The sequence below is a fragment of the Bacteroidota bacterium genome (assembly GCA_030706565.1).
In the GTDB taxonomy this organism is placed as follows: domain Bacteria; phylum Bacteroidota; class Bacteroidia; order Bacteroidales; family JAUZOH01; genus JAUZOH01.
The window spans coordinates 1-8,715 of record JAUZOH010000148.1 but is presented as its reverse complement, the minus strand read 5'-3'; the positions used below and the strand labels follow the sequence as shown (position 1 = coordinate 8,715).

Sequence of the window (8,715 nt, the reverse complement as noted above, 5' to 3'; positions counted from 1 at the left end):
ACGTGAATCCGGAGCTATCGAACAGGATGCCGACGTGGTGCTATTCATCCACCGGCCTGAAAAATACGGAATCACCGAAGATGAAGAAGGTAACCCGACGCAGGGCTTAGCCGAAATCATTATTGCAAAACATAGAAACGGCGCCATCGGTGATGTACACCTTAAATTTGTAGACCGCTGCGCCAAATTCGAAGAATTTGATACCATCCCCGAGATCGAGGAAAATATGGTTAACGGCGTAGCCTCTGTAACCATTGGCTCGAAAATGAATGACGACCTGACTGAAAGCGGGCCCAAAAGCTTCGAACTGGGCAACAATAAAATTGACGACAGCGAACCGCCGTTTTAATCAACTGATTTTAAATCCTCAGGTTTTTACAAACCTAAGGATTTAAGAAATGCTTCATTGCTGGGTTCACGCCCTAAGAATTCTTTTACAATATCCAGTTCATCCATTGTGGAACCTTTTGCAAGTACCTTGTCCCTGAAACGGTTTCCCAGCTGCTTATTTAAAATGTTCTTGTCTCCAAACAAGGAGAACATGTCTTCAGCATAAACTTTAGCCCACAGATAGCCATAATATCCTGCACCATAGCCATTGAGGTGATCGAAACTTGCCTGAAAATAAGTACCTTCCAGGTATGGATATAAAGTAATCTGATTTTGCAACTTTCTTACTACATCGGTGGTGGTCTCTTTGCCCCTGGCATCGAACCTGTCGTGCAGGGTAAAATCAAGTGTTCCGTAAAAAATCTGCTGAAGCGTGCCAATACCGGAATTTACATTTTTTGCAGCAAGCATCTTGTTGAAAAGATCTTTGGGAAGCATCTCTCCTGTTTTATAATGTTTGGCGAATAATTTCAGAGATTCATAGTTCCATGCCCAATTTTCGAAAAACTGGGATGGAACTTCCACAAAATCGTTGGCCACAGAAGTACCGGCCTGGGAGGATAATTCGGCCCTGGTTAAAATATGGTGCATCAAATGTCCAAATTCATGGAAGAAAGTTTCCACGTCGGAATGTGGAATCAGCGAAGGCTTGTCGGCAGTTGGCCGCGGGAAATTGCATACCAGGCTGGCTACCGGCAACTGGTAACCTTTAGCAGTCAAATGTCCACTAATCATCGGGAAACAAGCAGCATGGCCATATTTATTAGGCCGCGGGAAAAGGTCAAGGTACAAATACCCGATCAGTTTGCTGCTTTGATGAACCTCAAACATTTTCACTTCAGGATTCCAAACGGATGGATGCTCTATCTCCTTAAAATCTATATCATAAAGCTGTTTAGCAATGCTCATCACTCCGTTGATCACTTCATTCATTTCAAAATATTCCTTCAGCTTTTCATTATCCAGCTGATATTTGTTCAGAAGAAGCAAGTTAGTGTAAAATGAGGCTTCCCAAGGTTCAATCTTATCAGCTGAAGGATCTTTTGTATAATTCCTTTTTTCTTCAATAAGTAAAGCATAATCCTTATCTGCCTTAAGTTTCACATTCTGTATCAGGTTATTTTCAAAATCCCATACCCGTTTGGTATTTTTCACCATCCTGTCTTCCACCTGATAAGCAGCAAATGTTGGATAACCTAATAAGGTAGCCATTTGGGCACGTTCATCCAGCATACTGTCAAGTACCTGCAAATTGGCTGGTGCAGCCCGGTTTTGGAACTTTATATAAAGCTGCTTACGGGCATCATCGGATTTGGCATATTTCATAAACGGAAAATACGAAGGATAGGTCAGGTCAATTTTATAATGTCCATCCTTTGTTTTGCGTGCAGTTTTGTAATCCTCCGGCAAACCTTCAATGCCTTTTTCATCAACCAGGAGCGAATCGTTATATGCAGCAATATTGGCGCTGAATTTAAGCTCAATATCGGACAACTTATCCTGGATGACTTTAAGTTCGGCCCGTTTTTCCCTGTCTAATGCAAAACCATTGCGCTTAAACCTTTCCAAGGTTTCTTTAAGGAACTTTTTCTTATAACCGGTGAGTTCTTTGGCTTCGGGGGTCAGGGAATAATCCCTGATGGCATTGTAGAGGTTCTCGTCCAACTGTAATTCATTGGAATACTTGCTTAAAACGGCTATGCTTTTCTGGGATTCATCCCGGATTAACGAATTATCGTTCACAAAACCCATCAGGTAAATATTTGAAAATACAGAACTTAACTCATCAGAAAGGTCGTCGTAAGCTTCCATTGTATTCTTAAAACTACGGTGACGGGCATCAATGGAATATATATGCTGTAAGGACTTTTTTGTGTTTTCAATCACCAGGTCGGTGGCCGATTTTATATCTTCGGACTTGAGATTTTTAAAATCAATCGTTTTATTGAATCCCGGGAAAAATAAATTTTTCATTAATGGTTTTTTTTGAGACTGTACGCTATAAGCGCACATAAAAAACAAACAGTTTACAACAAGAAATTTTATAATTTTCATGGCTTAACATTAAAAAGCCAAATGTATTCAAAATATGCTCAGGATAAAATGAATTTTGTCATCATAACAAATCAAAGTATACCCTTAAGCTCCCTGAGCGAAGAAATTTCATAGGTGAAAATGGGCTTAAATTGCTGATCTTTTTGATTATAAAACACCTGATCAATCCCAAAATTATGGGATCCGACAATATCCGCATTAAAATCATCACCCACCATCAGGCTTTCGCTCTTTTTGGCGTTAACAGAATTAAGTGCATATTCAAAAATTCCGGAATTGGGCTTTTGGCTTTTAGCGATATCTGAGGTTATGATCTTCTCAAAAAAGCCTTCAATATGACTGTTTCTGATCTTCGAAAATTGAGTTTCATTAAATCCGTTGGTCAGAATGAACAAACGATATTTCTTTTCCTTCAGGTAAGTAAGAATTTCATAGGCATAAGGGAGCAAATTTTTATGGTTAGGGATCTGGCGGATATAATCCTCGCTGATTTTCTCGGTTAGGGCATCGTTTTTTAATCCAAATTCTGCCAATGTCAGTTCAAAACGCTTGGTGCAAAGTACAGGTTTTTTAATATCCCCTCTGGCATATGCAGCCCATAACTGCTCATTATGTTTCTGAAAAGTCCTGTAGAACAAATCAAACTCCGAAATTTCCTTGTCAAAACCAAGCCCGTCATAGATGTCATTGAGCGTTATCCGGGCATTTGACTCGTAATCCCACAATGTCCGGTCAAGGTCAAAATAAATATTCTTGTACTTTCTTCTAAATAAATCCATCAAATTCTAAATTCTTCTTTTTTAATAACCCTCTGAACAAAGAAAGGTTCAAAAGTGGGAACAAAATTATGAAAAACATTCACTTATCCCAATTAACCGGATTGATGGTTTTTATGTATCTTTCGGGCAAAAACGTATGAATGCTGCAATTTTTGCTGATGTAATTCTTCCCTTACCCCTGCCCGGGCTTTTTACTTATCAGGTTCCACAGGAACTAGAAGAGGGAATCGCTCCGGGTAAAAGAGTAATTGTGCAGTTTGGAGCAAGAAAATTTTATACGGCTATAGTCAGCAAAGTTCATCACGACAAACCTGACAATTATGAAGTAAAACAGGTAATTTCAGTACTTGATGCAGAACCTGTAGTAAATCCCTTTCAATTTGAATTATGGAACTGGATTGCCTCCTATTACCTCTGTACACCGGGTGAAATCTATAAAGCAGCTTTACCTTCAGGACTGAAGCTCGAAAGCGAAACGATAGTGCTTCCCAATGAAGAATTTACGGATGATTCCCTATTGAATTCAAAAGAAACTTCGCTCCTGGAGCTTCTCTGGAATCATAAAAGCCTTAGCATACAGGACATAATCCGCCTTTCGGGGCGCAAGGATGCTGCAGTAACCGTCAAACAACTGCTTGACAAAAAAGCCGCGGTGGTTGAAGAAAAGCTGCGAAGCGGCTACAAACCAAAATTTGAGACATATATCAAACTTGCTGATACCTGGGATAATGAAGAGAAGCTGCAGCAGCTGCTCGACACCATGAAAAGATCGCCCAGGCAAATTGATGTAATTGCCCGCTACGTAGAACTTTCAGATCTATTCATTAATAATCCGCCTAAAGAAGTTAACAAAACAAAACTGCTCAAAGATATTCCCTCCGGGGATACTGCCCTTAAAGCGCTGATAAAGAAAAAAATTTTCCTCAGCGATGAGAAACAAACCGGCCGACTCGATTTTTCCGAATCAGAATCATTGTCGCGATCGCCTTTAAACCACCCTCAAGAAGAAGCGTTCAAGGAAATACAGGCCGGATTTGAGAATAAAGAAGTGGTTTTACTTGATGGCGTCACTTCGAGCGGAAAAACAGAGATATACATCCATCTGATTGAAGAACAGCTAGAAAAAGACAAGCAGGTACTTTACCTCCTGCCTGAAATTGCACTCACCACGCAGATTATAAACCGGCTGAAAGGGGCTTTTGGCAACAAAGTAGGCATCTACCACTCCAAATTCAATGATGCCGAACGGGTAGAAACCTGGAAAAACCTGCTCAATCCATCTGAAAATAATTCCTACAAGGTCATTCTTGGGGTAAGGTCTTCCGTTTTCCTGCCTTTCAGCAACCTTGGGTTAATTATAGTGGACGAAGAACACGAGAACTCCTATAAGCAGTTTGACCCTGCACCCCGCTACAATGCCCGCGATACGGCCATAGTAATGGCCAGAATTCACGGAGCCAGGGTACTATTGGGCACAGCAACCCCTTCCATCGAATCATACTTCAATGCCCAGGCCGGGAAATACGGACTGGTAAAGCTTTCCGAACGCTACCAGAACATTCAGCTGCCGGAAATACTGATTGCAGATATATTACAGGCACGGAAGCGCCGGCAGATGAAATCGATGTTCACCCCTTTGCTGCTCGATTCCATAACAGAAACCCTGCAAAATAAAGAACAGGTTATTCTGTTCCAAAACAGGAGGGGATTTTCCCCTTACCTGCAGTGCCCTTCCTGTGGCTGGATTCCCCGTTGCAAGAATTGCGACGTAAGCCTGACTTATCATAAGGGAATCAACCAGCTTGTCTGCCACTATTGCGGCTACACCATTCATATCCCTGAAAAATGCGGCCAATGCGGAAATGCGGAACTTAAAACCATGGGATTCGGTACAGAAAAAATTGAGGAAGAAATGGCCATTTTCTTTCCCGATGCTAAAATTGCCCGGCTGGATACCGACACTACCCGCACGCGCAATGCCTATGAAAAAATAATTGCCGGTTTTGAATCAGGAAGCATCAATATCCTCATCGGGACACAGATGGTATCGAAAGGCCTTGATTTTGACAATGTTGCCGTAGTCGGCATACTCAATGCCGACAATCTGCTCAATTTCCCTGATTTCAGGGCATTCGAAAGAAGTTATCAGCTGATGGTGCAGGTTAGCGGCCGCGCCGGACGCAAAAACAAACAGGGAAAAGTAATTATTCAAACTACAGATCCCAAACACACCATCATTCTTGATGTTATCAGAAATAATTTCACCCACATGTTCCAAAGCCAGCTTGCTGAGCGAAAAACATTCAGGTATCCGCCCTTCTACCGCCTGATTCAGATTACCCTCAAACATAAAACAATGGAAATTCTTTATCCAGCCTCCATTGATCTGGCAGAAAACCTGAAAAAAACTTTTGGCGGTCGGGTGGTCGGGCCACAACCTCCCCTGGTCAACAAAGTTCAGAACTGGTACCTGATGACTATCTTGTTGAAAATAGAAAAAGAAAGTTCGTCGGCAAAAGCCAAACAGATCCTGCTCGGATACATCGATACACTCAAAAAAACAGACAGGTATAAATCATTGCAGGTCCAACTCGATGTTGACCCAATGTAAATAATAATAAGGAATTTATTATCTTTGCAAACTATTTTTCAAAATATACTATTTTGGATAATTCAAAAATCATAGACCTCATTCAGGGGTTTGATAAATACAAAGTTTTGATCATCGGCGATGTGATGATCGATTCGTACATGTGGGGCAAGGTGGAACGCATTTCGCCTGAAGCACCAGTGCCGGTACTCACCAGCCAGAACCGGGAAAACCGCCTGGGCGGGGCCGCCAATGTGGCTCTGAACATCCTGTCGCTGGGGGCAACACCCATTCTTTGCTCTGTCATTGGAGACGACGAACACGGAGTTCTTTTCAAAGAACTCATGAAAGAAAAAAATCTGGTTACAGAAGGCCTTTTGGTTGATACTGACCGCAAGACGACCATTAAAACCCGGGTGATCAGTGAACATCAGCATTTGTTGAGAATTGATGAAGAAGACAGCATGAACCTCTCGTCCATCATGGAAGATGCTTTTGTCAAACATACGCTTTCGATAATCTGCAAAAAACAGGTGGATGCTATTATTTTTGAAGATTATGACAAAGGGGTCATCACTCCGCTGGTTATTGAAAATATTGTGGCAATGGCCAATAAAATGGGTATACCCACCCTGGTCGACCCCAAAAAACGGAATTTCTCAGCATATAAAAATGTGACCTTGTTTAAGCCCAATTTCAAGGAACTCAGTGAAGGCCTGAAAATGGACCTGCGCAAAAATGATCCTGAAAACATCCATTCAGCCACCGAACGCCTGCATAAAGATTTACATATTGATTATGTAATGGTTACTTTATCAGAAATGGGGGTTTTAATTAGCGAAGACGGCACATACAAAGCCATTCCAGCTCACAAACGCGATATCACGGACGTTTCAGGTGCAGGCGATACGGTAATCAGTACAGCCAGCCTTTGCATGGTATCCGGTATGGCTCCCGAAGAAATAGCCTGCATATCAAACCTTGCAGGTGGGATTGTTTGTGAAAAAACGGGAGTTGTTCCCATTGAAAAAGAACAGCTTATTGAAGAAGTGAAGAAATTAAGTTAAAAGTTTTAGTTTATTTTATAAGGAAAATTGCAATTGTAATTATACATTTGCAAAAGTATTAATCGGGGTGTAGCGCAGTTGGCTAGCGCACCACGTTCGGGACGTGGGGGTCGGAAGTTCGAGTCTTCTCACCCCGACCAGAAAAGGCTTCAGGATATTTCCTGAAGCCTTTTTTCTTCCATACACCAAAACAAACCATTAAGCCTCCCTCCTTCCAGATAATTTTACAAATCAAAGTTTTAAAGTTATAAGGAAACATAAAGTTCTCATCATCTTGTTTAATTTCAATTAAAAGCTTAACTTTCTTATCTATGCACCATGTAAATTCATAAATAAATGACTTTTGTAGACTATTATAAAATATTAGGAATTGATAAAACAGCAACGCCAGCAGAGGTTAAAAACGCCTATAGAAGATTGGCCAGAAAGTATCATCCCGATTTGAATCCAAATGATAAAGATGCGCAATTGAATTTTCAGCAGATTAATGAAGCAAATGCGGTATTGAGCGATCCCGAAAAACGCAATAAATACGATCAATATGGCAAAGATTGGCAACACGCTGAACAATTTGAAAATGCAAAACAATATCAGGATCAATCGTCAAATTATCGTGAAGAAGAATATTATGGAGCTAAATCTGAAGGCGATTTTTCTGATTTTTTTGAATCCTTGTTCGGAGGTGCTGCAAATGCCAGCAGAAGTCGATCGGTAAGATTCAGAGGCGAAGATTACAATGCACAATTACAACTCAACCTGATTGACGCCTATAAAAAGCATCAACAAACATTAACAGTAAACGGGAAAAACATTCGGATTACTATTCCTGCAGGAATTGAAAATGGTCAAACCATCAAAATAAAAGAGCATGGAGGACCGGGCATAAATGGAGGACCCAATGGCGATTTATATATAACATTCTCAATAATCAATCATCCCAAATTTAAACGACTAGGAAATAATTTATACGCAACCGTTGAATTAGATTTATACACAGCAGTGTTGGGTGGCGAAATTACAATGGATACTCTTGACGGGAAAGTAAAACTAAAGGTAAAGCCTGAAACACAAAATGGAAGTAAAATAAAACTAAAAGGCAAAGGTTTTCCTGTTTATAAAAGCGAAGAACAATTTGGGGATTTGTATGTAACATTCGTAATTAAAATTCCAACGAATTTAACGGTTAGGCAAAAAGCTTTATTTGCCGAATTGGCTAAATTGTAATTATAAATATGCTCGATGAAAAAAGAAAATTTAATACCGATAAATGAATTTTGTAACAACTACAATATCGAAATCTCCTTTATCAGTTCATTACAAAAATCAGGCTTGATAGAATTTACTATCATTGAAGACTCATTATTTATTGATGTAGACCAGCTTCAACAACTAGAGAAAATAGTTCATTTCTATTATGAATTAGATATAAATTTAGAAGGAATTGAAACTATAAATCATTTGTTACAACGAATAAACGCCCAACAGAAAGAGATTATTATGCTCAAAAACAGACTTCGTTTATATGAAAAATACGAATAAAGCCCAGTGAGTAGATTAGAAAGCAAATTATATTTAAAACCGGAACAATAATCAGACATTTATTATTCGCCCTGCGTAAAAAAACATTCCGCTCAGACAGTCAAGCATTTTTCTTTGGATCGTTTCTTTTATTGCCACAAAGAACCTTTAGCTCACGACCAAAGGGAGTAAAATGTATAAACTATTTGTGAAGACAACTAAGCGAAGCGGCCTCAATCTCCAGCATTTTGCAGAGAATAAAAAAGAATAAGACAATTTGACCAGATTAGAAGTTTGCTGGCCAGGTTGAATATTT

The 8,715-nt window shown here is 40.0% G+C and carries 7 protein-coding genes and 1 tRNA gene; 6 read left to right on the top strand and 2 right to left on the bottom strand.

The annotated features are described in order from the left end of the window. Positions 1 to 349, top strand: a 349-nt coding sequence (locus Q8907_09035; protein MDP4274408.1) for a DnaB-like helicase C-terminal domain-containing protein, incomplete at its 5' end; no start/stop codon positions are given. 26 nt (positions 350 to 375) lie between these two features. On the opposite strand, the gene Q8907_09030 is transcribed toward Q8907_09035, so the two are convergent. Together Q8907_09030 and Q8907_09025 are read right to left on the bottom strand one after the other, a co-directional pair. Continuing rightward, the gene (locus tag Q8907_09030; GenBank protein ID MDP4274407.1) at positions 376 to 2,364 is read right to left on the bottom strand and encodes a M3 family metallopeptidase; all 1,989 of its coding nucleotides are present in this window, start codon (positions 2,362 to 2,364) and stop codon (positions 376 to 378) included. 152 nt (positions 2,365 to 2,516) lie between these two features. Continuing rightward, on the bottom strand, positions 2,517 to 3,224 hold the full coding sequence (locus Q8907_09025; GenBank protein ID MDP4274406.1) for a YjjG family noncanonical pyrimidine nucleotidase: 708 nt from the start codon (positions 3,222 to 3,224) through the stop codon (positions 2,517 to 2,519). Positions 3,225 to 3,360: 136 nt separating this feature from the next. Here Q8907_09025 and priA point away from each other — a divergent pair, with 136 nt between their 5' ends. The 5 genes from priA (at position 3,361) to Q8907_09000 (ending at position 8,420) form a co-directional block, all read left to right on the top strand. After that, on the top strand, positions 3,361 to 5,835 hold the full coding sequence (gene priA / locus Q8907_09020; GenBank protein ID MDP4274405.1) for a primosomal protein N': 2,475 nt from the start codon (positions 3,361 to 3,363) through the stop codon (positions 5,833 to 5,835). 50 nt (positions 5,836 to 5,885) lie between these two features. Beyond that, on the top strand, positions 5,886 to 6,881 hold the full coding sequence (locus Q8907_09015; GenBank protein MDP4274404.1) for a bifunctional ADP-heptose synthase: 996 nt from the start codon (positions 5,886 to 5,888) through the stop codon (positions 6,879 to 6,881). Positions 6,882 to 6,944: 63 nt separating this feature from the next. Next, positions 6,945 to 7,021: transfer RNA gene (locus tag Q8907_09010), tRNA-Pro, on the top strand. Positions 7,022 to 7,217: 196 nt separating this feature from the next. Then, entirely contained in the window at positions 7,218 to 8,105 is an 888-nt protein-coding gene (locus tag Q8907_09005) for a J domain-containing protein (GenBank protein ID MDP4274403.1), read from the top strand. Positions 8,106 to 8,120: 15 nt separating this feature from the next. After that, complete coding sequence (locus Q8907_09000) at positions 8,121 to 8,420, top strand: chaperone modulator CbpM (protein MDP4274402.1); 300 nt, start codon at positions 8,121 to 8,123, stop codon at positions 8,418 to 8,420. Positions 8,421 to 8,715: the final 295 nt, after the last annotated feature.